The following is a 26,874-nucleotide window of genomic DNA, read 5'->3' on the forward strand; positions in this document are numbered from 1 at the left end:
TGCGTTTCGGGGGCGGCGCGTCCGGCGGCGTCAGGCCTTGCCGAACACCCGCTCGAAGATCACGTCGACGCGCTTGAGGTGGTAGCCGAGGTCGAATTTCTCCTCCAGCTCCGCTTCCGACAGGGCGGCGGTGACTTCCGGATCGGCCTTCAGCTCGGTCAGGAAGTCCTTGCCCTGCTCCCACACCTTCATCGCGTTGCGCTGGACCAGCCGGTAGCTGTCCTCGCGGCTCACGCCCGCCTGGGTCAGGGCCAGCAGCACCCGCTGGGAATGCACCAGGCCGCGGAACTGGTTGAGGTTCCGCTCCATGTTCTCGGGATAGACCACCAGCTTCTCGATCACCCCGGTCAGGCGGGCCAGCGCGAAATCCAGCGTGATGGTGGCGTCGGGGCCGATATAGCGCTCGACCGAGGAATGCGAGATGTCGCGCTCATGCCAGAGCGCCACGTTCTCCATCGCCGGCAGGGCGTAGCCGCGCACCATGCGCGCGAGCCCGGTGAGGTTCTCGGTCAGCACCGGGTTGCGCTTGTGCGGCATGGCCGAGGAGCCCTTCTGGCCGGGGGAGAAATACTCCTCCGCCTCCAGCACCTCGGTCCGCTGCATGTGCCGGATCTCGATCGCCACATTCTCGATCGAGCTGGCCGCGACGCCCAGGGCCGCGAAGAAGGCGGCGTGCCGGTCCCGCGGGATCACCTGGGTGGAGATCGGCTCCGGCTCCAGCCCCATCGCCTTGCAGACATGCTCTTCGACGAAGGGATCGATATTCGCGAAGGTGCCCACGGCGCCGGAGATGGCGCCGGTCGCGATTTCGCGGCGGGCGTTCTCCAGTCGGGTCCGGTTGCGCTTCATCTCCGCGTAGAAGCGCGCGAAGGTCAGGCCCATCGTGGTCGGCTCGGCGTGGATGCCGTGGCTGCGGCCGATGCGGACCGTGTCCTTGTGCTCGTAGGCCCGGCGCTTCAGGGCGGCGAGCAGGGCGTCCATGTCGGCCAGCAGCAGGTCGGAGGCGCGCACCAGCTGCAGGTTGAAGCAGGTGTCGAGCACGTCGGAGGAGGTCATGCCCTGGTGCACGAAGCGCGCCTCGGGGCCGACCAGCTCCGACAGGTGGGTCAGGAAGGCGATGACGTCGTGCTTGGTCTCGCGCTCGATCTCGTCGATGCGGTCGATGTCGAAGGCCATGTCCCTGGCCTTCCACACCGTCTCGGCGGCGGATCTGGGGATCACGCCGAGCTCGGCCTGGGCGTCGCAGGCATGGGCCTCGATCTCGTACCACAGGCGGAACTTGGTTTCGGGCGACCAGACGGCGACCATGTCGGGGCGGGCGTAACGGGGGATCATGGGCGGGCTCCGTCGCTTGGGTGGCGCTTGGATCGGGCGGAGGCGCATGCGGCGGCCGGGCGGAGCCGGCCGGCCGCGGCGTCCGCCGCGGGGTCGCGCGGGGCCTAGCGCGGGCGGGCCGTCGCGGCAAGTCGGCGCGTGCGCGCAGGGCGTGCGGGAGACGCGCGGGCGGGGCGCCGCGGAGGCGGATCGCCCCCCGGGCTCAGAAAGAGCGGCCCATCCGACGCCGGGACGACGCCCGCACGATCTGCGCGGATTCGCCATGTTCGCGCACCCGGAACCGGGAGTCGTCGTCGGCGACGTTCTGCAGGATCCAGACCTTGGGCGGGATATGGGCCCCGCGGGCGGTGGTGTAGCCGTCCACTTCCAGCCGCCGGCGCGGACCGGGCAGGGCGGAAAGCCGCCCCGCCGCCGCCACGCCGTCATTGAACTCCACCCGCACGTCGCGCGGGGCCGTGCCCGGCGCCGCCGCGAGGTGATAGACCCCGTTGGCGCCGGGGTAGATGTGGCTGTTTTCGATGATCACCCGCTCGGCGTCGCTCATGCCGCGCTTCGGCCAAGCGCCGCCTCCACGAGATTGCGGGCGTAGTCGGTGCGCGGCGCGGAGAAGACCTGCTCCGCCGTTCCGGTCTCGACGATATCGCCCTGGCGCATGACGATCACGCGATGAGACATGGCGCGAACCACCTTGAGATCATGAGAAATGAAAAGATAAGCGAGTTTGTGGCGACGCTGCAGATCCCGGAGCAGATCCACGATCTGCACCTGCACCGTCATGTCAAGCGCCGAGGTCGGCTCGTCCAGCACCAGAAGCTTCGGCTTGAGGATCATGGCGCGGGCGATGGCGATGCGCTGGCGCTGGCCGCCGGAGAACTCGTGCGGATAGCGGTCCATCGTCGCCGGATCGAGCCCGACCTCGTGCAGGGCGGCGGCCACCGCCTCGCGCGGGTTGGCGGCGCCCTCGACCTGGTGGATGCCCAGCCCCTCGGCCACGATCCTGCCCACCGACATGCGCGGGCTGAGGCTGCCGAACGGGTCCTGGAAGACCATCTGCATCTCGCGCCGCAGGGGGCGCAGGCGGCGCGCCTTCCAGCCCTGGACGTCCTGGCCGCCGACGATCACCGGCCCTTCGGAGGAGATCAGGCGCATCAGCGCCAGCGCCAGCGTGGTCTTGCCCGACCCGCTCTCGCCCACGATGCCCAGCGTCTCGCCCTGTTTCAGGGCCAGTTCGGCGTGGTTGACCGCCTTGATGAACCCCGCCTCGCGCCGCATGAAGCCGCGGCGGATCGGGAACCAGACCTTGAGGCCGGGGGTCTCGACCACCGTCTCCGCGTGCTCGACCGGCGGGGGCGGGGCGCCGGTGGGCTCGGCCGCCAGCAGCTTGCGCGTGTAGGGATGGCGCGGATCGGCGAAGAGCGCGGCGGTGTCGTTGGTCTCCACGATCTCGCCCTGCTGCATCACCGCCACCCGGTCGGCGATGCGGCGCACGATGCCGAGGTCATGGGTGATGAACAGCATCGCCAGCCCTTCCTCGCGCTGAAGGTCCTTCAGCAGGTCGAGGATCTGGGCCTGGATGGTGACGTCGAGCGCGGTCGTCGGCTCATCCGCGATCAGCAGGCGGGGGCCGTTGGCCAGCGCCATGGCGATCATCACCCGCTGGCGCTGCCCGCCGGACAACTGGTGGGGATAGTCGGCCAGCCGGGTTTCGGGGTCGCGGATGCCGACCTTGCGCAGCAGGTCGAGGATGCGGGCCTGCGCGGCCTCCCCCTTCAGCCCCTGGTGCAGGGCGAGGCTCTCGCCCAGCTGCCGCTCGATGGTGTGCAGCGGGTTGAGCGAGGTCATCGGCTCCTGGAACACGAAGCTGACGGCGTTGCCGCGCATGGCGCGCAGGCGGGGCTCGGCGGCGCCCACCATCTCCTCGCCCTCGAACGTCACGGACCCGGTGATGTCGGCCGCGTCGGGGGCGAGCCCCACGGTCGCCAGCGCCGACACCGATTTGCCGGAGCCGCTTTCGCCCACCAGCGCCAGCGTCTCCCCCGGCGCGACATGGAAGGACACGTCGCGCACCGCGACGGTCGTCGCCTCGCGGGTGCGGAAGGCGACGGTCAGGTTCCGGACATCGAGAATTGCGGCAGCATTGGTCACAAGGTTGAACCTAGCATTAATGTTGCGGCGAGGCGAGGCGCAAAGCGCTCATTTCGCTCATAGTTTCCGAACGAAACCCCTCCGCCTGATCGTCAGCGGAAAGCCTTCCGCGGGTCGAAGGCGTCGCGGATCGCTTCGAACACGAAGACCAGCAGCGACAGCATGATGGCGAAGGTGAAGAAGGCCGTGAAGCCCAGCCAGGGCGCCTGGAGGTTGTTCTTGCCCTGCAACGCCAGATCCCCCAGCGAGGGGTAGGAGGCGGGCAGCCCGAAGCCGATGAAATCCAGCGTCGCCAGCGTCGAGATCGAGGCGGTCAGGATGAAGGGCATCATGGTCAGCGTGGCGACCATGGCGTTGGGCAGCAGGTGGCGGAACATGATGGTCCAGTCGCCCACCCCCAGCGCGCGGGCGGCGCGGACGTATTCGAAGTTGCGCGCCCGCAGGAACTCGGCCCGCACCACGCCGACCAGCGCGGTCCACTGGAACAGGCTCAGCAGGATCAGCATGGACCAGAAGGTCGGTTCTATGATCGCGGCGATGATCATGATCAGGAACAGGACCGGGATCGCGGACCAGATCTCCTCGACCCGCTGGAAGATCAGGTCCACCCAGCCGCCGAAATAGCCCTGCGCGGCCCCCGCCACCACGCCGATGACGGTGGACAGCAGCGTCAGCGCCAGCCCGAACAGGACCGAGATGCGGAACCCGTAGATCACCCGCGCCAGCACGTCGCGCGCCTGGTCGTCGGTGCCCAGCCAGTGATCCGCGTCGGGCGGAGAGGGGGCGCGGCCGATCTCGTAGGCGATGGTGTCGTAGGAGAACGCGATCAGCGGCCAGACGACGGACCCGGGCTCGGCGCCCTCCACCGGCTCGCCGGCGCGGATCTTCGCGGCCAGCGTCTCGGGTTCGTCGAAACAGGCGTCCAGCCCGCCGGTCAGGATCAGGCAGCGCACCTCGGGGGCGCGGTAGTCGGCCTCGGTCTCGAAATCCCCGCCGAAATCGGTCTCGGGGTGGAATTCGAAGATCGGGAACATGGTCTCGCCCCGATAGGTCACCCACAGCGGCCGGTCATTGGCCACGAACTCGGCGCACAGGGCCACCACGAACAGCACCAGGAACAGCCAGAGCGACCAGAACCCCCGCTTGTTGGCCTTGAAGTTCTCCCACCGCCGGCGCTGCAACGGGTCGAGCGCGAAACGCCCCGTCGCCTGCGGGGGCGGCGGCGGCGCGACCGTCGCGGGGGAGGGGCCGGCGGAAGGGGCGGGGGTTGCGGCGTCGCTCATGCCTCGCGGCTCTCGAAGTCGATGCGCGGATCGATCCACACATAGGTCAGGTCGGAGATCAGCTTCACCACCATGCCCATCAGCGAGAACAGGAACAGCGTGCCGAACACCACCGGATAGTCGCGGTTGAGCACGCTCTCATAGCCCAGCAGGCCGAGCCCATCGAGCGAGAACACGATCTCGATGATGAAGGCGCCGGTGAAGAAGATCGAGATGAAGGCCCCCGGGAACCCGGCGATGACGATCAGCATGGCGTTGCGGAACACGTGGCCATAGAGGATCTTCCGCTCGGTCAGGCCCTTGGCGCGCGCGGTCATCACGTATTGCTTGCGGATCTCGTCGAGGAACGAGTTCTTGGTCAGCAGGGTCAGGGTCGCGAAGCCCGAAATCGACATGGCGAGCACCGGCAGCGCGATGTGCCAGAAATAGTCGACGATCTTTTCGGGCCAGGACATCAGCTCGAACCCGTCCGAGGTCAGGCCGCGCAGCGGGAAGGCCTGCAGATAGGAGCCCCCGGCGAAAAAGATCAGCAGCATCACCGCGAACAGGAATCCGGGGATCGCGTAGCCCACGATGACCACGCCGGAGGTCCAGGCGTCGAAGGTGGTCCCGTCGCGCACCGCCTTGCGGATGCCCAGCGGGATCGACACCAGATAGCTCAGCAGCGTGGTCCACAGACCGAGGGAGACGGAGACCGGCATCTTCTCCAGGATCAGGTCGATGACCGAGATCGAGCGGTAGTAGCTTTCCCCGAAGTCGAACTGCACGTAGTTCCAGATCATCAGCCCGAAGCGTTCCAGCGGCGGCTTGTCGAAGCCGAACTGGCGCTCCAGCTCCTTGATGAAGTCGGGGTCGAGGCCCTGGGCGCCGCGATAGTCGGAACTCGCGGCCGCGCCGCCGGCCTCGCCCCCGCCGCCGCCGGTGAAGCGGTCGGTGGACGACGACGGGTCGTTGATCTGCGAGATGATCTGCTGGACCGGGCCGCCGGGGGCGAACTGGATGACCGCGAAATTGATCGCCATGATCCCCAGCAGGGTGGGGATCATCAGCAGGATGCGGCGGAGGATATAGGCGCCCAAGTCAGCCCCGGTTCCGGTCGTTGCGTTCGGAATGGCGGCCGCGGTCCTGGCCGCGACGCGCGTCGTCCTCGACCCGAACGGGGATCGGGCGGGGGGCGTCCTCGCCGCGTCCGCCCAGCACCGAGGCGGCGCCGGCGGCGGCCACGCCGGCCAGGCCCACCAGGATCATGACGTCTTCAGGGGTCACAGCGCGCCCTCCGCCCGCAGTTTCTCGGCCTTCGCCTCGTCCCACCACCAGTAGCCGTCGCCGCGCGAATAGGGCGGCTGCTGCTCGGGGCGGCCGTAGACGTCCCAATAGGCGATGGTGTAGCTGCCCTTGTACCAGTTGGGCGTCCAGATGTGCAGCGCCCGCAGCGCCCGGTCCAGGGCGCGGGCTGCGATGTCCAGCTCTTCGCGGCTTTCGGCGCCGATGACCCTGGCGATCAGCGCGTCGACGGCCGGATTGGCCAGCCCGGTGAGGTTCGGCGTCCCGCGCTGGTCGGCGGATTCCGACCCGAACAGCTGGCGCAGCTCCGGCCCCGGGGTCAGGGACATGACGAAGCGGCCGGGGATCACGTCGTAGTCGAAATCCTCCTGCCGCTGCTGGTATTGCGCGGCGTCGACGATGCGCAGGCTGGCGTCCACGCCCATCTTCTTGAGGTTCTCGATATAGGGCCCGATGATGCGCTGGAAGGTCGGGCTGTCGTCGAGGAATTCGACGCGCAGCGTCTCGCCGGCCGCGTTGCGGCGCATCCCGTCGACCACATTCCACCCGGCCGCGTCCAGCAGCTTCATGCCCCGGCGCAGCACCCGGCGGTCGGATCCGGAGGCGTCGGTGATCGGCGGGCGCACCGCTTCGCCGAACACCGTCTCGGGCAGGTCGGCGCGCAGCGGCTCCAGCAGGGCGAGTTCCGCTTCGGAGGGCGTGCCGGAGGCGGCCATGGGAGAGTTCTCGAAGAAGCTCTCGGTGCGCTGGTAAAGCCCGTAGAACAGGGTGTCGTTGGACCACTGGAAGTCGAAGGCCATGGCCATCGCCTCGCGCACGCGGGGGTCCTGGAACTGCGGGCGGCGCATGTTGAACCAGAAGCCCTGGGTGCCCGACGGGCGGCCGTCGGGCAGCTGCTCCTTCTTCACCCAGCCGCGCTGGATGGCGGGGAAGCCGTATTCGGTGGCCCAGAGCTTGGAGAAGAACTCCTCGTGGAACAGATAGGCGCCGGCCTTGAAGGCCTCGAAGGCGGCCGTGTAGTCCTTGAAATACTCGAAGACGTAGCGGTCGAAGTTGTTGGCCCCCACGTTCGGGGCCAGGTCCTTCGCCCAGTAGTCGTCCCGGCGCGCGTAGATGATCCGCCGGCCCGGATCGGCCACGTCCACCCGGTAGGGCCCGGAGCCGAGGATGGGGTCGAGGGACGAGGCCTCGAAGTCCCGCGTCTCCCACCAGGCCGCGGACAGGATCGGCAGGCCGCCCACAAGGTCGGGAAGGTCGCGGGTGGAGACGCCCTCGGCGAAGGTGAACTTCACCGTCAGCTCATCCAGCGCCTCGGCCGAGGCGACGTCGCGCAGGCGCAGCCGGTAGGACGGCGCGCCCTTGGTCTTCAGCACCTCGAAGGTGAAGACCACATCCGCCGCGGTGACCGGAGAGCCGTCGGAGAAACGCGCCTCGGGCCGCATGTGGAAGGTGATCCAGCTGCGGTCCTCGGGATATTCCATCCGCTCGGCCACCAGGCCGTAGCTGGCGTCGGCCTCGTCGGGGGAGCCGGTGATCAGCGTGTCGAACAGCGCGCCCAGGCCCTGCGCCGGTTCGCCCTTCAGGATGAAGGGGTTGAGACTGTCGTAGGTGTTGGAGGCGCCGGTGCCGCGGCCCGACCAGACCCCGCCCTTGGGGGCGTCGGGGTTCACGAAGTCGAAATGCGGGAAATCGGCGGGGTATTTCAGCTCTCCGAAGGTGGAGATGCCGTGGGACCGGATGATGCCGTCGGCGTCGGGCTCGACCATGACCTTCGCCCGCGCGGGCGAAGCGCCGGAGAACGCGCCCAGCGCCAGCCCCGCGGTCAGGGCGCCGCCCCCGGCGAGCACGGCGCGGCGGCTGACATGGAACGGCGCGCAGTCCAGCGGCGGGCGGTCGAAGGGCGGTCGGGCGGCGGCGGGCCGGTGCGGCATCGACGATCTCTCCCAGGTCACGAGGGCTCCCAGTCCGTGGGGGCTCCCTAAAGGGTTAGGGCGCGAGCCCCCCCGGTTCAAGCGCGCCCGCGAGGGCGTGATCGATCCGGGACATAAGCCGCAGGTTTTCATTTGATTTTCGCGGGACGGGCGGGGGCGGCCCGGCTCACCCGCCCAGCAGCGCGCCGCGCAGTCCGCCGGTCGCGGCCGCGGCGGGGCGGTCGAGCCGCAGGGCGGATTCCACCGCCTGCAGGTGGCGGACCATCTCGTCGGCGGCGGCCTCGGCCTCGCCGGCCGCGATCAGGTCGACCAGCCGGTCATGGTCCGCGTGCCAGCCGCTCAGCGCCGCGTCGTTGCGGTGCAGCTGCACGATCAACGCGCTGCGGGCCACCAGCCGGCGCACCAGCCCCGCCAGCTCCCGGTTGCCCGACGCCTCGCCGATCCGCGTGTGGAACTCGCCGGACCGCCGCACCGCCTGGCGCCCGTCGCCGGCGGCGCGGGCCGCGTGCTCGGCGGCCAGCGCGGCGCGCAGGGCGGGGATCAGCGCGGGGTCCGTCGCGGCGGCGCGGGCCGCGGCCGCCGTCGCCTCGCGCTCCAGCAGCCGGCGCAGGGCGAAGACGTCGCGCGCCTCGGCCGCATCGGGGCGGGCCACGAACACCCCGCGATTGGGCGACGCCTCCGCCAGCCCGTCGGCGCAGAGCCGCACCAGCGCCTTCTCCACCTGCCTGCGCGACAGGCCGAATATCGCGGCCAGCTCGGTCTCGGTCAGCCGTTCCCCGGGCGCGAGGCGCTGGTCGGCGATGGCCTCGATCAGCGCCGCGTGCAGGGCGTCGGGGCCGGTCGGAGGCGCGGATATGGAATCAGCGGACATGCGGCGCGGCTCCGGTCGGGGAGGTGCGGGCGCCCAGCCTTTGGGCGCGGCCGCGGCAAGGCGCACAATAAATGCGCGATGAATTGCGCGCAATCCACCTTTCAGGCATCTCCGGCGCCATCGACCCTTGTTCAGGAAACTGGCACGGGCTTTGCTCCCGCCCGGACAGACCGTTCGCAGCACCCGCGAACCCTCTCACGCGGCATGGAGACCGACATGAAAACCCCGTCGCTCAAGTCCCTCGCCCTGGCGCTCTCCGCGCTGGCGGCGCCGGCGCTCACCGCCCTTCCGGCCTCGGCCCAGACCGCCATCAAGGTGACGCTGCCCTGGGTGTTCCAGGGGCCCGATTCCTTCATGCTCGTGGCCGTCGACAAGGGTTACTACAAGGCGGAAGGGCTGGACGTGACCGTGGACGCGGGCCGCGGCTCGGTCGACGCGCTCAACAAGGTCGCCTCGGGCGCCTACGAGTTCGGCTTCGCCGATCTCGGCAACCTGGTGCAGTTCGCCTCCGAAAGCCCGGACAAGGCCCCGGTCGCGGTGATGATCGTCTATGATGAGGGCCCGTTCTCGATCTTCACGCTGAAGTCGAGCGGGATCGAAAAGCCCGAGGACATGGCCGGCCACTCGCTCGGCTCCCCGGTCTTCGACGCGTCGTTCAAGCTGTTCCCGGCCTTCGCCGAGGCCACCGGCATCGACGAATCCAAGGTCGAGCGCATCAACATGGACGGCAAGCTGCGCGAGACCATGCTGCTGCGCGGGCAGGTCGACATGATCTCCGGGCACTATTACTCGTCCTATATCGACCTGCTTCAGCGCGGCGCGAAGCCGGAGGACCTGACCTCCTTCCTCTATTCCGATTTCGGCGTGGATTTTTACGGCAACGCCGTGCTGGTCCAGCGCGAGATCGCCGAGGAGAACCCCGAGCTGGTGAAGAAGTTCCTGCGCGCCACCGCCCGGGCGGTGAAGGAAGTGCTGGCCGATCCCGAGGTCGGCGTGGCCGCCGCCAAGGACCGCGACGGCCTGCTGAACGCGGAGATGGAGCTGGCCCGCCTGAAGCTGGCCGCCGAGACGCTGATCTACACCGATTACACCCGGGCCAACGGCTTCGGCGACGCGGACCCGGCGCGGTTGCAGCGCTCGATCGACCAGATCTCGGGCGTGTTCGGGCTCGACCCCAAGCCGACGCCGGCGCAGGTCTTCGACGCCTCCTTCCTGCCGCCGGCCGAGGATCGGGTCCTGCCCTGATGCCGGCCGACCGTTTCGATACGGTTATCGCCGGGGGCGCGGTCGTGTCCCATCGCGGGGTCGAGGTCATGGATCTCGGCCTGCGCGACGGGCGCATCGCGGCCCTGGCCGGGCCGGGGGCGCTGAAGGACGCGGCCCCGGCGCAGGGCGTGATCGATGCGCGGGGGCTGCATGTGCTGCCCGGCGTCATCGACAGCCACGTGCATTTCCGCGAGCCGGGGGGCGAGGCGACCGAGGATTTCGGCTCCGGCTCGCTGGGCGCGTTGCTGGGGGGCGTGACGGCGGTGTTCGACATGCCCAACACCGCGCCCGCCGTGCTGGACCGCGAAAGCCTCGCGGCCAAGCTCGCCCTTGTCGGGCGTCACGCCTGGACGGACTACGCGCTCTATGTCGGCGCGGACGGCGGCAATTCGCACCTGCTGGCCGACCTGGAGACCGCGCCGGGCGTCTGCGGGACCAAGGTGTTCATGGGGTCCTCGACCTCTTCGCTGGTGATCTCGGACCCCGGCGACCTGGAGGGGATCTTCGCGGCCGGCGCCCGCATCGTCAGCCTGCATGCGGAGGACGAGGCCCGCATCCTCGCCCGCCAGCACATCGCCGAGGCGGCGGGGGACGTGCGCGTCCATGGCGAATGGCGCGACGTGGAGAGCGCGGTCGCCGCGACCCGTCTCGCCATCGACACCGCCCGCCGGCTGGGCCGGCGCATCCACATCCTGCATGTCTCGACCGCGGAGGAGATCGCGCTGATCGCCGCCAACCGGGACATCGTGACCTGCGAGGTTCTTCCCCAGCACCTGATCCTCGCCGCCCCCGACTGCTACGAGGCCCACGGGACCCTCGTCCAGCAGAACCCCCCGATCCGCGAGGCCCGCCACCGCGCGGCGCTGTGGGCGGCGGTGGCGGACGGGATCGTGGACGTGATCGGCTCGGACCACGGACCGCACCGGCTCGCGGACAAGGCCGGGCCCTATCCCAACCGCCATTCCGGGATGCCGGGCACGCAGACGCTGCTGCCGATCCTGCTGGATTTCGTCGCGCAGGGGCGGCTGAGCCTGTTGCAGGTGGTCGACCTGGTTTGCGCCGGGCCGGCGCGGGTGTTCGGCATCGCGGGCAAGGGGCGGATCGCGGTCGGCCATGACGCGGATTTCACGCTGGTCGATCTCGGCGCCCGCCGGCGGATCGACAACGCTGACATCGCCTCCAGGGTCGGCTGGACCGTCTGGCACGGGCGCGAGGTCGCGGGCTGGCCCATGGCGACCGTGATCCGCGGGCGTCTGGCAATGCGGGACGGCGAGGCGCTGGGCGGGCCGCAGGGGCGTCCGGTCCGCTTCCACGGCGCGCTCGCGCCCGAGGCGACGTCCGGGGCGACGTCCGGGGCGGCGGCATGACCGGCCTTTCCCGCGCCGAACTCGCCGCCTTGTCGCCCTCCGCCCTGCGCGCGCTGATCCGCGCGGGGGATCATGCTGGCGTGACATCGGGCCTCGCGCCCGGCGTGCTGCAGGGCAATCTCGCCATTCTGCCGACCGAGGCCGCCGACGACTTCGCCGCCTTCTGCGCCGCCAACCCGGCCGCCCTGCCGGTGATCGAGCGCGGGCGCCCCGGCGACCCGATCCTGACCTGCGCCGCGGGGTTCGACCTGCGCACCGACCTTCCCGGCTACCAGGTCTGGCGCGACGGGGCGCCGGCGGAGACGTGCGCCGACATCTCCGCGCTGTGGTCCTCCGACCTCACCGCCTTCGCGCTGGGCTGCTGGTTCGCCAACGAATCCGCGCTCGCCGCCGCCGGCATCCGCATGCGCCATATCGAGCGCGGCGTGCAGGGCGCGCTGTTCCGTACCCGCCGCGCCGCGACCCCGGCGGGGAGGTTCTCGGGGCCAGAGGTCGTCTCCATGCGCCCTTTCGCGACCGCGGACGTGCCCCGCATCCGCGCGCTCACCGGCGCCCGCCCGCAGGCCCATGGCGCCCCGCTCGATCTTGACGCGGAGGGCCTGGGCGTCGACCTCTCCGCCCCCGACTGGGGCGACGCGATCCCGCCCGAGCGGGGCGAGACCGCGCTGTTCTGGCCCTGCGGCCTGACCGGGCAGGAGGCGCTGGCCGCCTCCGGCCCGCCCTTCTTCATCACCCACCGTCCCGGCTGCATGGTGGTCACGGACCTTCCCGCGGAGCCCGCATGAGCGATCCCGAATTCCACCCCGCCGATTTCATGAAGCCCGCCGACTTCATGGGGCCCGCCGATTTCATAAAGGTCGACGGCGTCGACATGACCTTCTCGCGCGGGGAGGAGGAGGTGCACGCCCTGCGCGGGCTCGACCTCTCCATCCCCAAGGGGCGTTTCGTGGCGGTCGTGGGGCCTTCGGGCTGCGGGAAATCCACCCTGATGCGCCTGCTCACAGGGCTCGCGAAGCCTTCCGCCGGGACGGTGACGCTGGAGGGCGCCGCCCTGCGCGGCCCGGCCAAGGGGGTGGGCATGGCGTTCCAGAACGCCTCGTTGCTGCCCTGGCGCTCGACGCTTTCCAACGTGATGCTGCCCTTCGAGATCGTCGCGCCGCACAAGCGCCGCCTGCGCGCCAACCGCGCCGAATACGAGGCCCGCGCCCGGGCGCTGCTGAAAACCGTGGGGCTGGAGGCCTTCGCCGACAACCAGCCCTGGGAGCTTTCGGGCGGGATGCAGCAGCGCGCCAACGTCGCCCGCGCCATCGTCCACGAGCCCCGGCTGATGATGCTGGACGAGCCCTTCGGCGCCCTCGACGCCTTCACCCGCGAAGAGCTGTGGTCCGTCATGCAGGCCCTGTGGATGGAGCGGGGCTTCACCGCCGTGCTCATCACCCATGACCTGCGCGAGGCGGTCTATCTCGCCGACGAGGTGCTGGTCATGTCCGCCCGCCCCGGGCGCATCGTGCATCGGCAGGAGATCGATCTGCCCCGCCCCCGCACGCTGGAGATGACCTACGAGCCGCCCTTCCAGGCGCATGTGCATTCCCTGCGCGACCATATCCAGACCGTGCGGGAGGCCCATTGATGACCCGGCGCCGGTTGCAGATCCTGATGCCCTGGGCCGTCACCCTCGGCCTGTTCGCGCTGTGGGAGGCGTTCTGCAAGATCTCGGGCATCGAGGTGTTCATCCTGCCCGCCCCTTCCGACGCCTGGGCGGCGGGGGTGGAGTTCTGGCCGCAGTTGCTGGAGCATTCCTTGCAGACGCTCTTCACCACCACCGCGGGCTTCGTGCTGGCGGTGGGGTTCGGGGTGCTGCTGGGGCTGGCGATCGGGTCTTCGACGCTGGTCTACAAGGGGCTCTACCCGGTGCTGGTGGGGTTCAATTCCATCCCCAAGGTGGCGCTGGTGCCGGTGCTGGTGATCTGGTTCGGGATCGGGACCGTGCCGGCGATCATCACCGCTTTCGTGATCTCGTTCTTTCCGATCGCGGTGAACGTGGCGACGGGGCTGGCGACGATCGAGCCGGAGCTGACCGACGTCCTGCGCTCGCTGGGGGCGAGCCGTCGGGAGATCCTCGCCAAGATCGGGCTGCCGCGGGCGATGCCCTATCTCTTCGCCTCGTTGAAGATCGCGATCACGCTGAGCTTCGTGGGGTCGGTGATCTCGGAGACGGTCGCGTCGAATTCGGGCATCGGCTATCTGATGCTGGCGGCGTCGTCGAACTACAACGTGCCGCTGGTCTTCGCGGGGCTGCTGGTCGTCGCGTTCCTCGGCGTGCTCATGTACGCGCTGATGGCGCTGGTCGAGGGGCGGATGACCGGCTGGGCCTTCCGCGGGACCGATCTGATGAGCTGAGCCGGGCTGAGCCGAGCCGGGCAGGGGGACGGGGACGGGGACGGGCGCTGGACGCCCTTGCGGGCGTCGTCGCCCCGCCCGCCGTCCCCCCCTGAAGGCGCCCGTCAGCCGTACATCTTCGGCAGTTCGGTGATGTCGTGGTCGCCCATGGTCGCGGGCCGGACCAGGCGGCAATCCACCGAGCCGTCGGCCCCCAGCCGCCAGTCCAGCAGCCCGCAGAGCTTGTCGCCGATGCGCGGCTGGTGGGCGTCGGGGATCACGAAGGCCGAGGCCGGGCACCAGCCGTGGATCACGCCCTCGGCCGTCACCTGCCGAGTCTGGTGGACATGGCCGCAGCCGACGAGGCGAACATCCGCGCCCCGGATCAGATCCATCATCCGCGCCCGCGGCCCCATCGGGGCGTAGCGGAAGGGGGTGGGGTCGGCGGGCTCGTCCGGGGTCTCGCGGAACAGCGGCTTGTGGGTGAACAGCGCCACGGGGCCGGGGACCGCCAGCGTCTCCTCCAGCCAGTCCCATTGCGCCGCCTCCTCGGGCAGGCCCGAGAGGAACAGCTGCGCGTCGATCCCCACAACCCGCCAGCCGGCGATGTCGCGGGCGAAACGGTCGGCGCCGAAGACCCGCGCCCAGGCCGCCAGCGGGCCGGGACCGACGGGGGAGGCCGGCGCGTAGTCGCCATCGCCCGGATTGTCGCCGACGTCGTGATTGCCGGGGATGACCAGCGTCTCGACCCCCAGCTCCGCCAGCCGGGCGGCGGCGTAGTCCAGTTCCTCCGGCACGCCGGGCGCGTCGCGGGTCACGTCGCCGGAATGCACCACGAGGTCGGGGGACTCGGCCCGGATCCAGGCGGCGAGCGCGTCGAAATTGGCGTCCACCTCCGCCTGTCCGGGGGCGAGATGTGTGTCGGAGATCTGCGCGATCCTGAGGCGTCTCGTATCGGCCATGCGGGCGTCCTTCGTGCTTTGTCCTTCGCCGGGGGAGAGGGCGGTCCCCGGCCCGGGGCGCGACCCTAGCCCGCCTGCGTCCCCCCGGGCGTTGCGAAGGGCGCAACGGGCGTTGCGCGCTGCGCGCTCACGCCTTCGGGCCGTTCCGGTCCAGCTTGTCGGCGTCGCGGACCTCCCGACGCCCGCCGCAGGGCGCCGATGTCGCGCGATCGACATGGAACCGACACGCGGGCGCAGCGGCGCCCCGTCATCATCGGCCGGGACCAGACCGCCCGCGCCGCACATATTCCAGGAGCGACCGATGATCGGCCCCATCACCCGCCGCACGAGCCTGCGCCTCACCCTGAGCGCGGGCGCAGCCCTCGGCCTCGCCGCCGCCGTCTCCGCGCCGGCCCTCGCCGCCGAGCCGACCGAGATCACCTTCTACCACTACCAGACCTCCAACTACGACGCGTTCCGGGCGATCCTCGACGATTTCGAGGCCGAGAACCCCGACATCGCCGTCAAGGACGTCTTCAAGCAGTCCCAGCAGATCACCGCCGAAGTGCAGGCCGCGCTGGCCGCCGAGCGTCCGGTGGATATCGCCACGGTGATCGGCAAGAACATCGTGTTCTTCCTCAACAACACCGGCGCGGTGGACATGGTGGCGGCGTCCGGGGGCGACACCGCCTGGCTCGACGGCTACCTGCCCAACTTCCTGGACCTGGGCCGCGAAGGCGAGGCGGTCTTCGCCATCCCCCACGCCTACGGCACGCCCATGGTCTACTGGAACAAGGAGATCTTCGAGCGCGCCGGGCTGGATCGCGACGCCGCGCCGAAGGACTGGGACGAGGTGCTGGCCTTCGCCAAGACCATCAACGAGACGACCGGCATGCCGGGCGCCGCGCATCTGCACGCCTCCATGGGCGATTACGGCACGATGGTCATGACCACCAACGCCGGCGCCGAGTATCTGAGCCGCGACGGGACCCGCGCCGGCTTCGACAGCCCCCAGGGCGTCGCCGCGCTTCAGTACTGGCAGGATCTCGCCAGGTCGGGCGCCATGCCCATCGCGTCGGACCGCGAGTGGACGGCGGCCTTCGCAGCCGGCCAGATGGGGATCTACATCACGTCCTCGGCCGCGCTGCGTCCCTTCGTGGCGGCCTCCGAGGGCAAGTTCGAGCTTGGCGTCGGCAACTACCCGCTGTTCAAGGACCAGCCCCGCCGGGTGAACAACTCCGGCGCCGCCCTGATGCTCTACGCCCCCGAAGGGCCGCGGCGCGAAGCCTCGATGAAGCTGCTGCGCTACATCTCCCAGAAGGAGATCGCCAACCGCTGGTCGCGTGAATCGGGCTACATGCCACTGGTGCAGGACCCGCTCTCGGACCCGGCCATGGCCGAGTATGTCGAGGGCTTCCCGCAGGTGCGCCCGGTCATCGACCAGATGTCCCAGACCGTGCCCACCGCCGTCTGGCCGGCCCGCGGCACGCTGGAGGCGCAGACGGTGATCCGCGCCATGCTCGACGAGCTCTGGGCCGCCGAGCGTCCCGCCTCCGAGATCGTGCCCGAGGCGGTGGCCGAGGTGAACGCCGCCCTCGCCGCCAACCAGGCGACCCAGTGAGCGACGCCGCTTTCGCGCCAGGCGCCGCGGCGGAGGGCATCCCCTCCGCCGCGGCGCGCCTTCCCCTGCGGCTGCGGCTGGCGGGGGTCGCGCCCTGGCTCTACCTCGCGCCCACGCTGCTGGGCCTGGGGATCTTCGTCTACTGGCCGCTGATCCACACGGTCGCGCTGTCGATGACCGAGTGGAACCTCAACCCCGACCAGCCGGCCCGTTTCGTGGGGCTGGAGAATTACGGGCGGGTGGCGTCCTCGACCCTGTTCGAGCACGCCTGGGTGAATTCGCTGATCTATGTCGGCGCCTCGATCCCGCTGAAGGTGCTGGCGCCGGTGCCGCTGGCGGTTTTCGTGTGGTCGCTGGGGGCGCGCGGGCACGCCTACCGGGCGATCCTGTTCCTGCCGACGCTGATCAGCTTCGTCGCCGTGGCCATCGCCTTCCTGTGGATCCTCAACCCCATCTTCGGCTACGCCAAGGCCTGGCTGGGAGAGATCGGCGTGCGCCTGCCGGCGCTGCTGACCGACGCCGACACCGCGATCTGGACGATCATCGCGATTTCCAGCTGGAAGGTGATGGGCTTCAACATGCTGCTCTATCTCGCCGGTCTCGCCTCCATCAACCGCGACCTGATCGAGGCGATGCGCATGGACGGCGCCTCGGACGGGGTGATCCTGCGCAGGCTGATCCTGCCGCTGCTGACGCCGACCCTGTTCTTCGTGCTGATCTCCACCGTGATCTTCACCATCCAGCAGGTGTTCACGCCCATCGACATCCTCACCGGGGGCGGGCCGCAGAACTCCACCACCAACCTGTTCCACATGGTCTACCAATACACCTTCGTGACCTTCGACGTCGGCGCCGGGGCGGCCGGAACGGTCATGCTCTTCGCCCTGCTGATGGCGGTGACGGCGGCGCAGATCCTGACGCTCGACCGTCGCGTCGAATACGGGCGCTGAGATCATGGAGCTGTCCCGATCCTGGCGCGTCATCGGCCATCTGGTGCTGCTGACCTGCTGCCTCGCCGTCGCGGCCCCGGTGGCGGTGGTGCTCGCCACCGCGCTGAAATCGCCGTCCGAGGTGTTCCAGCCCAGCCTCTGGCCCTCGGCCCCCACCTTCGACAACTTCGCCACGCTGTTCGGCAAGGCGCGGTTCGCGGATTACCTGTGGAACTCGGTCGCGACGACCGTGCTGCGGGTCTCGGGCCAGCTGGTCATCGCGCTGCTGGCGGCCTGGGCCTTCGCCCGCTTCGCCTTCCGCGGGCGCGACACGCTTTTCGCGATGGTGCTGGGGGCGATGATGATCCCGCATCTGCTGACCATGATCCCGGTCTATATCCTGATGGCCCGGCTGGGCTGGTTCGACACCTGGGCGGCGCTGATCATCCCCAATCTCGCCATGCCTTTCGCGGTGTTCCTGCTGCGCCAGCACATGCTGGCCTTCCCCCGCGACCTGCTGGACGCGGCCGAGATGGATGGCGCCGGGCCGTGGCGGGCGCTGTGGCGGGTGGTGGTGCCCAACCTCGCGCCCGCGCTGTCGGCGCTGACCATCATCCTCTTCGTCGAGTGCTGGAACGAGTATTTCTGGCCCCTGCTGGTGACCGAGACCGAGGCCTCGCGCACCTTGCAGATGGGCCTGCGCGAGTTCCTGGAATCCGACGGCTATTCCGATTTCGGCGCGATGATGGCGGGGGTGGCCCTGGCCTCGGTCCCCGCGGTCGCGCTGTTCCTGATCCTTCAGCGGCGGGTGATGGACACCTTCGTCGCCTCCGGACTGAAAGGCTGAACCATGGCGGGCATCGCGCTTCGCAACCTCACCCGCCGTTTCGGGGATTCCGTGGCGGTGGACGGGCTGAACCTGGAGATCGAGGACGGCGAATTCGTGGTTCTGGTCGGGCCCTCGGGCTGCGGCAAGACCACGACCCTGCGCATGCTGGCGGGGCTGGAGCCGACCAGCGAGGGGCGGGTGGAGATCGCCGGGCGGGACGTGACCCCGCTGCCGGCGCGGGACCGCAACCTCGCGATGGTGTTCCAGTCCTACGCGCTCTACCCGCATATGTCGGTGGAGGAGAATATCGGCTTCGCCCTGCGCCTCGCGGGCCGCAGCCGGGCCGAGACCGCCGCCGCCGTGGCCGCCGCCGCCGGCCGGCTGGAGATCGGGCATCTGCTCTCCCGCCGCCCGCGGGAGCTTTCCGGCGGCCAGCGCCAGCGCGTCGCTGTCGCGCGCTGCATCGTGCGCGAGCCCCACGCCTTTCTCTTCGACGAGCCGTTGTCGAACCTCGACGCCCGCCTGCGCGGCTCGGCGCGGGTGGAGATCTCGCGGCTTCAGGCGCAGCTGGGCATGACCACGCTTTACGTCACGCATGACCAGGTCGAGGCGATGACCATGGCCCATCGCATCGTGCTGATGGAGGGCGGGCGCATCCGCCAGCAGGGCGCCCCGATGGACCTCTATGAGCGGCCCGCCGACCTGTTCGTCGCGGGCTTTCTCGGCGCCCCGGCCATGAACCTGATCCCCGGCGTGATCGAGCCCGGCCCCCGCGGCCCGGTCTTCGCCGCCGCCGGCCTGTCGCTTCCCGCCCCGCTCGGCGCGCCGGAGGGCCCCGCCACCCTCGGCCTGCGGCCCGAGGCGCTGAGCCCGGGCGACCCCGGTCCGGGCGAAATCGCCCTGCGCGGGCGCGTCGATCATGTCGAGCGGCTGGGCGCCGAAACCGTCGTGCAGCTTTCCGTGGGCGAGGCCGGCGCGATCAGCCTGACCGCCCGCCTGCCGGGCGCCGCCGCGCCGGGGCGGGGGGCGCCCATGGCGCTGCGGGCGCCGGTTTCGGCCCTGCATGCGTTCGGGGCGGACGGGCGGCGCGTGGCGCTGGGCGCGGAGGCGCGGGAACTCGCGCCCGCCTGACCCGGCCTGAACCGGGCGGGGCTGGGCGGGGCTGGGCCGGGCTGTGCAGGGCGGGGCGGACGCTTGCCTGCCGCCCGACTGCAACAAGACCGTCACCTGAGGCGGCTATGATGCGCCCATGCTGCGCAAGGCGCCCCCGCTCGAATCGATAGAGGTGTTCGTCGCCGCCGCGAAGGCGGGGTCGTTCAGGGCGGTGGCGCGCGACCTCGCGCTCAGCCCTTCCGCCGTCTCCCGGCGCATCGCGGGGCTGGAGGCGTTCCTGGGCCGGGCGCTCTATGACCGCACCGGCCCCGCGCCCCGGCTCAACGCCGACGGCCGCGCCTATCTCGCGGCCATCGAGCCCGCCATCGCCGCCATCCGCGACGCCACCGCGGCGCTGGAGCGGGACGGCGCCTCGGGCCGCCCGCTGCGCGTCGCCGCCTCGCATTCCTTCGCGTCGAGCTGGCTGATCCGCCGCCTCCCCGACCTCGCCCGCGACCAGGGGCTGGAGGTCGAGCTGATCCCGACCCGCGATCCGGAGGCGCTGCGATCCGGGGCCGTGGATCTGGCGATCTGGGGCGGTCGGCGGGCGCCGGCGGAGTTCTGGTCGGAACCGCTCTACGCCTCCTGCGCCGTGCCGGTGGCGATGCCGGTCATGGCCGATGGCCGCCCCGCGCCGCGCGATGCGGCGGAGCTTGCGGATCGCGTGCTGATCGGCGTGACCGAGCCCGGCGGCTCCTGGGACCGCTGGTTCGCGGCCGGCGGAACCGGGGGGACGAGCGGGATCCGGCGCATCGACTACCCCACCCAGTCGCTGGCCTGCGAGGCCGCCGCCGCGGGGCTGGGCGTGGCGCTGGCGGTCCCTTTGATCTCGGAGCCCTACCTTCCGTCCCGCGGCCTCGCGCCCTGCGCCGAGGCCCGGCCGATCGGCAGCGTCCACCGCCTGTGCCGCGCCGCCGAGCGCCGGGCCTGGACCCCGGCCGAGCGCCGCTTCGCCGCCTGGATCCGGGCGGAGGCCGCGCGCTCCGTCGCGCTGTTCGACCGCGCCGCGCTGCACCCGGCCCCGCCCGCCATCGCCGCGGAATAGGCGGCTCAGCCCCCGATCAGGACCGCGTCGAGGATCACCGCGCCCTCGCCCTCCGGCAGGGCCAGCACCGGGTTCATGTCGCAGCCGTCCAGCCCCGGAGACGCCGCCGCCACCCGGCTGACCTGCGCCAGCAGGCGGGCCAGCGCCGGCAGGTCGGCGGGCGGCGCGCCGCGGGGATGGGTGAGCAGGCGCAGGGCCCGGACCTCGCCGATCATGCGCATCGCCTCGGCCTCGTCGAAGGGGGCGGCGCGGAAGGTCACGTCGCGCAGCGCCTCCACATGCACGCCGCCGAGGCCGAACATCACCACCGGCCCGAAACTGGGATCGCGCTGCACGCCGATCACGCATTCCGCCACGCCGCGCCGCATCGGGGCGACCATCAGCCCGCGCAGCCGCGCCCCCGGCGCCGCCTTCGCGGCGGAGGCGAGGATGGCGGAGGCCGCCGCCCGTCCGGCCTCGGCCCCCGAGACATTGAGCGTCACCCCGCCGACCTCGGTCTTGTGGGCGAGATCCGGCGACACGATCTTGACCACGCAGGGCGCCCCGAAGGCCGCCACGGCCTCGCCCGCTTCCTCCGCCGTCGCGGCCCGGCGGAACGCCGCCGTGGGCAGGCCGAGCGCGGCGAGCGCCTCCAGCGCCGTCGGCTCGTCGCAGTCGGGCGGGACGGAAAGGCCGGGGGCGCCGGGGACGGGATCGGGCGGGGCGGGACGCGCGAAGGCCTCCGCCAGGCCCGCCAAGGCCGCCGCCGCGCGCACGGCCCGGCCCGGATCGTCGTAGATCGGGCAGCCGGCGGCTTCGACCACGGCCCGGAATTCGGGGCTCGCCAGCGTCACCAGGAAATGCGGAACCTCCGGCGTCGCCGCCCGCACCGCGGCGATATCCGCCGCGATCTGCGGCCCCGTGGCGGGCGACAGTCCCGACGCGGAAAGGAAGTTCACCACCAGATCGCAGGTCCCGTCCGCGGCCATCCCGGCCAGCGAGGCCCGGAACGCCCCCTCCATCTGGATCACCTGGCCGGTGATATCGAGCGGGTTGCGGGTCCCCGCGAAGGGCACCAGCGCGCGCACGGCGGCCTGGGTCTCCGCCGTCAGCTCCGGAACCTCCAGCCCGGCGGCCGAGGCCGCGTCGGCCATCAGCACCCCCGCGCCCCCCGAGACGGTGTAAAGCCCCGCCCGCCGCCCGCGCGGCGGCCCGGCGGTGGTGGCGGCGTAGGCGATGTCGAGGCATTCCTCGATCGAGCCCGCCCGATGCGCGCCGTATTGGCGGAACACGCCGTCGAAGACCGCGTCCTCGCCGGCCAGCGCCGCGGTATGGGAGGCCGCCGCCGCCGCCCCGGCCTCGGACCGGCCGACCTTGGTGACGATCACCGGCTTGCCCGCGGCCCGGCAGGCCTCCAGCGCCCGGCGCAGGCGCGCGCCGTCCCGGCAGCCCTCCATGTAGCCCACGATCACGTCGGTGGCGGGGTCGCCGGCCAGCCATTCCACGCATTCCGCGAAGCCCAGATCGGCCTCGTTGCCCGTGGTGATCCAGTGGCTCAGCCCCAGCCCCCGCCCGCGGGCCAGCGAATAGGCGAAGCCGCCGAAGGCGCCGGACTGGCTGACCAGCCCGATCCGCCCCAGCGGCGGCACGCCGGCGTTGACCACCGGGGCGAAGGTGGCGAAGATGCGCTCCGCGATGTTCATGAAGCCGAGGCAGTTGGGCCCCAGCAGGCGCACCCCCGCGGCCTTCGCCGCGGCGGCCATGCGGGCCTGGACCTCGGCCCCGCCCGCGTCGATCTCCGCGAAGCCGGAGGTGAACATCACCGCCCCCTTCACGCCCGCCGCCGCGCAATCCTCCAGCGCCCCTTCCGCCAGCGCCGCGGGCACCGCGATGATCGCGAGATCCACCGGCCCCGGCGCCTCGCGCAGGGAGGCCCAGGCCCGAAGCCCCTGGATCTCCGGGGACTTCGGGTTGATGGGCAGGATCCGCCCGGCATAGCCCTGCGTCTTCAGGAACGACACGGGCAGCCCGCCGATCTTCAGCGGGTCCGAGCTCGCCCCGATCACCGCCACCGAGCGGGGGCGGAACAGCGCGTCGAGCGGGTTGGCGCGGGCGGATCCGTCAGCCATGGCTCACATCCCTTCGGGCGGGATGGCGGAGGCGGGAACCTCCACGCCGATCTCGCGGTAATAGCGCAGGGCGCCGGGATGCAGGGGCGCGTTCATCTGCTTCAGCGCGCTTTCGGGGGTGAAGGTCTTCATCCACTCGGCCGCGCCGTGGAAGGTGTCGAGATGGTCGAAGATCGCTTTCGTCACCGCATAGACCGCGTCGTCCGACAGGTCCTTGCGCGTGCCGATCCCGACCCAGGAGCCGACCGCCTTCGCCGGCGTCTCGTTGACCTGGTTGGCGCCGTAGATGTCGGCGGGGATCTCCTCGATCGTGCGGCCGGGAATGGCGACCATCTTCTTCAGGTCGCCCTTGTCGAAATTCTCCAGCGGAATGGAGATCAGCCGGATCTCGTCGAGCAGGGCGAATTGCTGGATCGAGGGGCTGGGGAGTTCAGTGGGGATGATCGCCACATCCACCCGACGGTCCTGGAAGGCCTGCGAACCGGAGGTCCAGTCGAGCTTCGCCTGCTCGAAATCCGCGCCCGGCTTCATCCCGGCGCTGTCCATGATCGCCAGGCCCACCGTGGTCGCCGCGCCGCCCGGAGGGCCGAGGAAGACGCGCTTGCCGCGGATATCCTCCAGCGTCTCGATCCCCGAGCCGGCATAGGTGATGATGTGATAGGGTCCGAGCGGGAAGTTCACCACCGAGCGGACGTTCTTGAACAGCTCCGGCGCGTCGGCCATGTCCTTGTACATGGCGATGCCGTTCGACATGTAATGGTTGATCGCCGGGGCGGAGATGTAGAAATCCACGTCCCCCCGCGCCGCGTCCAGCGTCGAGCGGGTCGAGGTCATCCCCGACGTCATGTTCATCCGGTAGGGCGTGTTCTGCTGCACCACGGTCTGCATGGTGGTGGAGAACACGAAGGACGAACTGCCGGGCGCGCCGGTATGCACGCGCAGGTTGGTGTCCTGGGCCGCGGCCGGGAAGGCGGCGGCCGCCAGGCCTGCCGCGGTCAGCGCGAAGATCGCGGTTCTGCGGGAAAGACGGGTCATTTCGGTGTTTCCTCCGTTGGTATGGGCTCCGGTTCGGGGGGGCGACGCCTCCCGTCCAGCAGCTCTTTTGCGGGCAGGTAGCAGCGCAGGATCAGGTCGTAGGGACCCGCCGGCGCCGGCAGCCAGTTGGCCCGGCGGGCGTCGCCGGGATCGTCATGCGCGAGGTGAAGGGTGACGCCGCCGTCCGGGTCCCGGACCAGGCCGGGCGTGCGGTCCCCGATGGCGTGACGGCCGATCGGGTTCTCCACGAAGAAGAACTCGCCCTCGGGCGTGGGGGCGTAGAGCGACAGCGACCAGAAGCCGTCGACCGGCAGCGGCCGGTCGCCCGGGATCCGCCAGCGCATCGGCCGCCGCCCGTCGAGCCGCTCGCCCCCGACCGAGGTCGCGCGGAAATACGTCGCCTCCTCCAGCGGCAGCGCGCCGAGCCCGCCCACCGCCACCGAGGCGCGGATGAAGAAATCCTGGCCGTAGTCGCCCAGCTTCGCCGGCGGGCCCTGCCAGGCGCCCTGCGCCTCGGACCCGTCCCAGGCGCGGGGGCCCTGCGCGCGCATCAGCCGGGCGCGGGCGCGGGCGAAGCCGTCCGCGATGGCGGCGGCCTCGGCGGAGGAGAAGCGGGCCGGGTCGAAGGGGGCGTCGGGGCCGTCCGCCGCGGCCTCCGGCCCCAGGCCGAGCACCGCGATCCGGCGCAGAACGCCGAGATCCATCGCCGGCGGCCGGTGCAGCGCCAGCAGCCGGGCGCCCTGCGCCAGGAACTCGGGCCAGTCGGAAAGCCGCGTCCCCTCCCCGGCATCGGGGGCGGCGTTCTCGGGCGAGGGCGCGGTCTCCAGCGCCATGCCGTCCTGCACGGCGCGGGCGGCGTCCATGTCCTCCGGCCCCGCGGCGAGGATCCGGGCCAGCGCCCAGACGATGGGGGTCGGGGCGCGGATCACCGGCCCCTCCAGTCCCTCGGCCGAGGCGTCGGGGCCGACCAGCGTGAAGCGCCCCCCCTCGGTCCCCGTGGCGCGGGAGCCGAGCACCGCGAAATTGTTGGTCCACATGTCCATCAGCGCCAGCGAGACGTAGCGGTCCCCATGCCGGGGCAGGGCGATGCGCGCCGGCCCTTGCCGAAGGTCGATCCAGGCGTCGGTGTAGAGCGTGTCGGCATTGGGCGTGGTGATCTGCCGGGACCGGTGGTTGAGCAGCTTTCTCGCGTGCAGCAGCCGGTTCATGCCGCCTTCCGCCGCGCCCTGGGCCGCCGCGCCCTGGGCCGCCGCGGCCGCCATGCGCCGGCGACGCAGCGTCTCCATCGCCAGCAGGGGGGTGAGATAGGTGCAGGCCGCGTCCGCGGCGTCGCGCAGGCGGGAAAGCGGGTCTTGGGCGCCGTCGGCCATGGGGGGCTCCTCGGGGTTGATCGAAAGGGGCGGGAAGGCGGGGCCGCTCAGGCCCGCGCCCGCGCCCTCGCCGCCGCGCCGCGCGCGCGCATCGTCTCGGTCGCCAGCAGCGCCGCGACCAGCGCGAAGCCCGCGAAGTCCAGCCCCGTGCCCTTGAGCAGCGACAGCGCCGCCGCCGCGGCGTAGAGCCCGCGCCAGCCCGGGTTCAGCCGCGACAGCCCCTGTCCCGCCAGCGCCGCGCTCAGCGCCCAGATCACCGCCGCGATGCGCGCGATCCCCATGGCGAAGTCGCCCGCGTCGAAATCCACGATCAGCAGCAGCGACGGGTTGAGCACGAACAGGAACGGCACGATGAAGCCGATGATGGTCAGCCGCATGGCCGCGACGCCGACCTTCATCGGGTTGGCCTCGGCGATCGGCGCCGCGGCGAAGGCGGCGAGCGCGACGGGAGGCGTGATCGCCGAGAGCACGGCGAAATACAGCACGAACATGTGCACCGCGATCCGCGGCGCCCCCATCGCGCCCAGCGCCGGGCCCATCACCAGCACGATGATCAGATAGGCCGGCAGGGTCGGCATCCCCATGCCGAGCGCGAGACAGGCCAGCGCCGTGATCCCGAGGCTCAGCATCAGGTTGGTCGACCCCAGCGCGCCGACGGCCTGGGCGAAGTTCAGCCCCAGCCCGGTCAGGTTCATCCCCGCCACCACCACGCCGATGGCGCCGACGGCGATCATGATCCGCGCGCCCCCGATGCCGCCCTTGGCCAGCGCCGCGACCAGGCGCATCGGCTCGCGACGAAGCTCGGGGTTCAGGAAACCGGTCAGAATGGCCGCGACGGTCGCCCAGAACCCGGCCATGGCCGGCGAGCGTCCCATCAGCATCACCCCGATCACCGTGGCGATGGGGATCAGGAACATCAGCGACAGCAGCGCGTCCTGCCGGGTCAGCCGGGGCAGTTCGGCGGGGTCGGTGGTCCCGATCCCGTCGCGCCGCGCCTCCAGCCAGACCGCGGTGAACAGCGCCGCCAGATAGGCCAGCGCCGGCACGACCGCGGCGGCGCAGACCCACAGATACGGCGTGCCGGTCAGCTGCGCGAGCATGAAGGCCACCGCCCCCATCACCGGCGGAATGAACTGCCCGGCGGTCGAGGCCGCGGCCTCCACCGCGCCCGCGAATTCGGGGCGGAACCCCTTCTGCTTCATCATCGGAATGGTGAAGGTGCCCGTCCCCGCCACATTGGCCGTGACCGAGCCGGAGATCGAGCCGAACAGCGCCGAGGCGACGATGGCCGCATGCGCGGGCCCCCCCGCCACGCGTCCCGTGGCGCGCACCGCGATGCGGATCAGCGTGGGGCCCGCGCCCGTCGCCTCCAGCACCATGCCGAACACGATGTAGATGAACAGAAGCTCGATCACGATGCCCACCGGCATCCCGAACACGCCCTGATAGCCGTACCAGGCCCCCTGCGCGATCTGGTCGAGCGTGAAGCCGGCATGGCCCATGATCCCGGGCAGGGCGTCGCCCCACAGGCAATAGGCCAGCATCAGCCCGCCCACGCCCGCCAGCCCCCAGCCGAATTCGCGCCGGGTCAGCTCCATGATCGCGATCAGCGCCAGCAGGGCGGACCACTGGTCGAAGGGAGAGAAGTCGACGAGCATGTTCTCGAGCTGGTCGGCGGAGGCCATGAACCGCTCCAGCCCCAGCAGGATCGCGCCCAGCACCGCGGCGTCGATCAGCCAGTAGAGCGCCGCCAGCCCCGGCCGCCCCGCGCCCGCCCGCGCCGCCAGCGGCCGGCGCGCCACGACGCAGAGCGCGCAGAGCCCGAACACCGCCACGCGATGAAAGGCGGGGTCGAACATCCCCTGCGAGGACGTCCACAGCGCCTGCAGCGCCAGCACGAAACCCAAAGCCAGCCCGAGCCGGGCCGCCCAAGTGACGGACATCGATTCCTCCCCCGCGGCCTTGGCGCCGCTTTCATGGTTT

Annotated in this window: 23 protein-coding genes; 10 read left to right on the forward strand and 13 right to left on the reverse strand. The window is 71.2% G+C overall.

Annotation, left to right across the window (positions count from 1 at the left end; translation table 11 throughout):
- Positions 1 to 30 precede the first annotated feature (30 nt).
- From purB to BLV24_RS01020, 8 genes are all read right to left on the reverse strand, one after another.
- Positions 31 to 1,335 (reverse strand): adenylosuccinate lyase, encoded by a 1,305-nt coding sequence (purB, locus tag BLV24_RS00990; RefSeq protein ID WP_092679275.1) that lies wholly within the window; start codon positions 1,333 to 1,335, stop codon positions 31 to 33.
- A gap of 202 nt (positions 1,336 to 1,537) precedes the next feature.
- Positions 1,538 to 1,879 carry a hypothetical protein gene (locus BLV24_RS00995; protein ID WP_092679276.1) on the reverse strand — a complete coding sequence of 114 codons (342 nt, stop codon included), beginning with the start codon at positions 1,877 to 1,879 and terminating at the stop codon, positions 1,538 to 1,540.
- Positions 1,876 to 3,480 (reverse strand): ABC transporter ATP-binding protein, encoded by a 1,605-nt coding sequence (locus BLV24_RS01000; RefSeq protein WP_092679277.1) that lies wholly within the window; start codon positions 3,478 to 3,480, stop codon positions 1,876 to 1,878. Before BLV24_RS01000 ends, BLV24_RS00995 begins: the two co-directional genes overlap by 4 nt.
- A 92-nt stretch (positions 3,481 to 3,572) precedes the next feature.
- Positions 3,573 to 4,763: an ABC transporter permease gene (locus BLV24_RS01005; RefSeq protein WP_092679278.1), complete on the reverse strand. Its 1,191-nt coding sequence runs from the start codon at positions 4,761 to 4,763 to the stop codon at positions 3,573 to 3,575.
- Complete coding sequence (locus BLV24_RS01010) at positions 4,760 to 5,842, reverse strand: microcin C ABC transporter permease YejB (protein WP_092679279.1); 1,083 nt, start codon at positions 5,840 to 5,842, stop codon at positions 4,760 to 4,762. The genes BLV24_RS01005 and BLV24_RS01010 overlap by 4 nt, the downstream gene beginning before the upstream one ends.
- Before the next feature lies 1 nt (position 5,843).
- Positions 5,844 to 6,029: a hypothetical protein gene (locus tag BLV24_RS21370; RefSeq protein ID WP_143040179.1), complete on the reverse strand. Its 186-nt coding sequence runs from the start codon at positions 6,027 to 6,029 to the stop codon at positions 5,844 to 5,846.
- Positions 6,026 to 7,978 carry an extracellular solute-binding protein gene (locus BLV24_RS01015; RefSeq protein WP_092679280.1) on the reverse strand — a complete coding sequence of 651 codons (1,953 nt, stop codon included), beginning with the start codon at positions 7,976 to 7,978 and terminating at the stop codon, positions 6,026 to 6,028. The genes BLV24_RS21370 and BLV24_RS01015 overlap by 4 nt, the downstream gene beginning before the upstream one ends.
- Positions 7,979 to 8,144: 166 nt before the next feature.
- The gene (locus BLV24_RS01020) at positions 8,145 to 8,849 is read right to left on the reverse strand and encodes a GntR family transcriptional regulator (protein WP_092679281.1); all 705 of its coding nucleotides are present in this window, start codon (positions 8,847 to 8,849) and stop codon (positions 8,145 to 8,147) included.
- A gap of 216 nt (positions 8,850 to 9,065) precedes the next feature.
- Between BLV24_RS01020 and BLV24_RS01025 the strand changes: the two genes are divergently transcribed.
- Genes BLV24_RS01025 through BLV24_RS01045 form a run of 5 tightly spaced genes read left to right on the forward strand, consistent with a single transcriptional unit; the run spans position 9,066 to position 13,882 of the window.
- Positions 9,066 to 10,094 (forward strand): ABC transporter substrate-binding protein, encoded by a 1,029-nt coding sequence (locus tag BLV24_RS01025; RefSeq protein ID WP_176954579.1) that lies wholly within the window; start codon positions 9,066 to 9,068, stop codon positions 10,092 to 10,094.
- On the forward strand, positions 10,094 to 11,482 hold the full coding sequence (locus BLV24_RS01030) for a dihydroorotase (RefSeq protein ID WP_092679283.1): 1,389 nt from the start codon (positions 10,094 to 10,096) through the stop codon (positions 11,480 to 11,482). Before BLV24_RS01025 ends, BLV24_RS01030 begins: the two co-directional genes overlap by 1 nt.
- On the forward strand, positions 11,479 to 12,267 hold the full coding sequence (locus BLV24_RS01035; RefSeq protein ID WP_092679284.1) for a D-glutamate cyclase family protein: 789 nt from the start codon (positions 11,479 to 11,481) through the stop codon (positions 12,265 to 12,267). Before BLV24_RS01030 ends, BLV24_RS01035 begins: the two co-directional genes overlap by 4 nt.
- Positions 12,264 to 13,112, forward strand: coding sequence for an ABC transporter ATP-binding protein (locus tag BLV24_RS01040; RefSeq protein ID WP_245710325.1), 849 nt, complete (start codon positions 12,264 to 12,266; stop codon positions 13,110 to 13,112). Before BLV24_RS01035 ends, BLV24_RS01040 begins: the two co-directional genes overlap by 4 nt.
- Entirely contained in the window at positions 13,112 to 13,882 is a 771-nt protein-coding gene (locus BLV24_RS01045) for an ABC transporter permease (protein ID WP_092679285.1), read from the forward strand. Before BLV24_RS01040 ends, BLV24_RS01045 begins: the two co-directional genes overlap by 1 nt.
- Positions 13,883 to 13,986: 104 nt before the next feature.
- Here the strand turns inward: BLV24_RS01045 and BLV24_RS01050 are convergent, their stop codons facing one another.
- Positions 13,987 to 14,823 (reverse strand): metallophosphoesterase family protein, encoded by an 837-nt coding sequence (locus BLV24_RS01050; RefSeq protein WP_176954580.1) that lies wholly within the window; start codon positions 14,821 to 14,823, stop codon positions 13,987 to 13,989.
- A gap of 301 nt (positions 14,824 to 15,124) precedes the next feature.
- On the opposite strand from BLV24_RS01050, the gene BLV24_RS01055 reads away from it, so the two are divergent.
- From BLV24_RS01055 to BLV24_RS01075, 5 genes are all read left to right on the forward strand, one after another.
- Positions 15,125 to 16,423, forward strand: coding sequence for an extracellular solute-binding protein (locus tag BLV24_RS01055; protein WP_176954581.1), 1,299 nt, complete (start codon positions 15,125 to 15,127; stop codon positions 16,421 to 16,423).
- Entirely contained in the window at positions 16,420 to 17,373 is a 954-nt protein-coding gene (locus BLV24_RS01060) for a carbohydrate ABC transporter permease (RefSeq protein WP_092679287.1), read from the forward strand. The genes BLV24_RS01055 and BLV24_RS01060 overlap by 4 nt, the downstream gene beginning before the upstream one ends.
- Positions 17,374 to 17,377: 4 nt before the next feature.
- Positions 17,378 to 18,199, forward strand: a complete 822-nt coding sequence (locus BLV24_RS01065) for a carbohydrate ABC transporter permease (protein WP_092679288.1) — start codon at positions 17,378 to 17,380, stop codon at positions 18,197 to 18,199.
- A 3-nt stretch (positions 18,200 to 18,202) separates the two neighbouring features.
- A complete protein-coding gene (locus tag BLV24_RS01070; RefSeq protein WP_092679289.1) occupies positions 18,203 to 19,312 on the forward strand; it encodes an ABC transporter ATP-binding protein in 1,110 nt (369 codons plus the stop codon).
- Between the two features lie 118 nt (positions 19,313 to 19,430).
- Entirely contained in the window at positions 19,431 to 20,378 is a 948-nt protein-coding gene (locus BLV24_RS01075) for a LysR substrate-binding domain-containing protein (protein ID WP_092679290.1), read from the forward strand.
- A 5-nt stretch (positions 20,379 to 20,383) separates the two neighbouring features.
- On the opposite strand, the gene BLV24_RS01080 is transcribed toward BLV24_RS01075, so the two are convergent.
- The 4 genes from BLV24_RS01080 to BLV24_RS01095 are packed head-to-tail and all read right to left on the reverse strand — an operon-like array spanning position 20,384 to position 26,834.
- A complete protein-coding gene (locus tag BLV24_RS01080) occupies positions 20,384 to 22,486 on the reverse strand; it encodes an acetate--CoA ligase family protein (RefSeq protein ID WP_092679291.1) in 2,103 nt (700 codons plus the stop codon).
- Between the two features lie 3 nt (positions 22,487 to 22,489).
- Complete coding sequence (locus BLV24_RS01085) at positions 22,490 to 23,521, reverse strand: TAXI family TRAP transporter solute-binding subunit (RefSeq protein ID WP_092679292.1); 1,032 nt, start codon at positions 23,519 to 23,521, stop codon at positions 22,490 to 22,492.
- On the reverse strand, positions 23,518 to 24,891 hold the full coding sequence (locus BLV24_RS01090; RefSeq protein WP_092679293.1) for a DUF1254 domain-containing protein: 1,374 nt from the start codon (positions 24,889 to 24,891) through the stop codon (positions 23,518 to 23,520). Before BLV24_RS01090 ends, BLV24_RS01085 begins: the two co-directional genes overlap by 4 nt.
- A gap of 47 nt (positions 24,892 to 24,938) precedes the next feature.
- Positions 24,939 to 26,834: a TRAP transporter permease gene (locus tag BLV24_RS01095; protein ID WP_092679294.1), complete on the reverse strand. Its 1,896-nt coding sequence runs from the start codon at positions 26,832 to 26,834 to the stop codon at positions 24,939 to 24,941.
- Positions 26,835 to 26,874 lie beyond the last annotated feature (40 nt).

This window comes from Albimonas donghaensis (assembly GCF_900106695.1).
Lineage (GTDB): Bacteria > Pseudomonadota > Alphaproteobacteria > Rhodobacterales > Rhodobacteraceae > Albimonas > Albimonas donghaensis.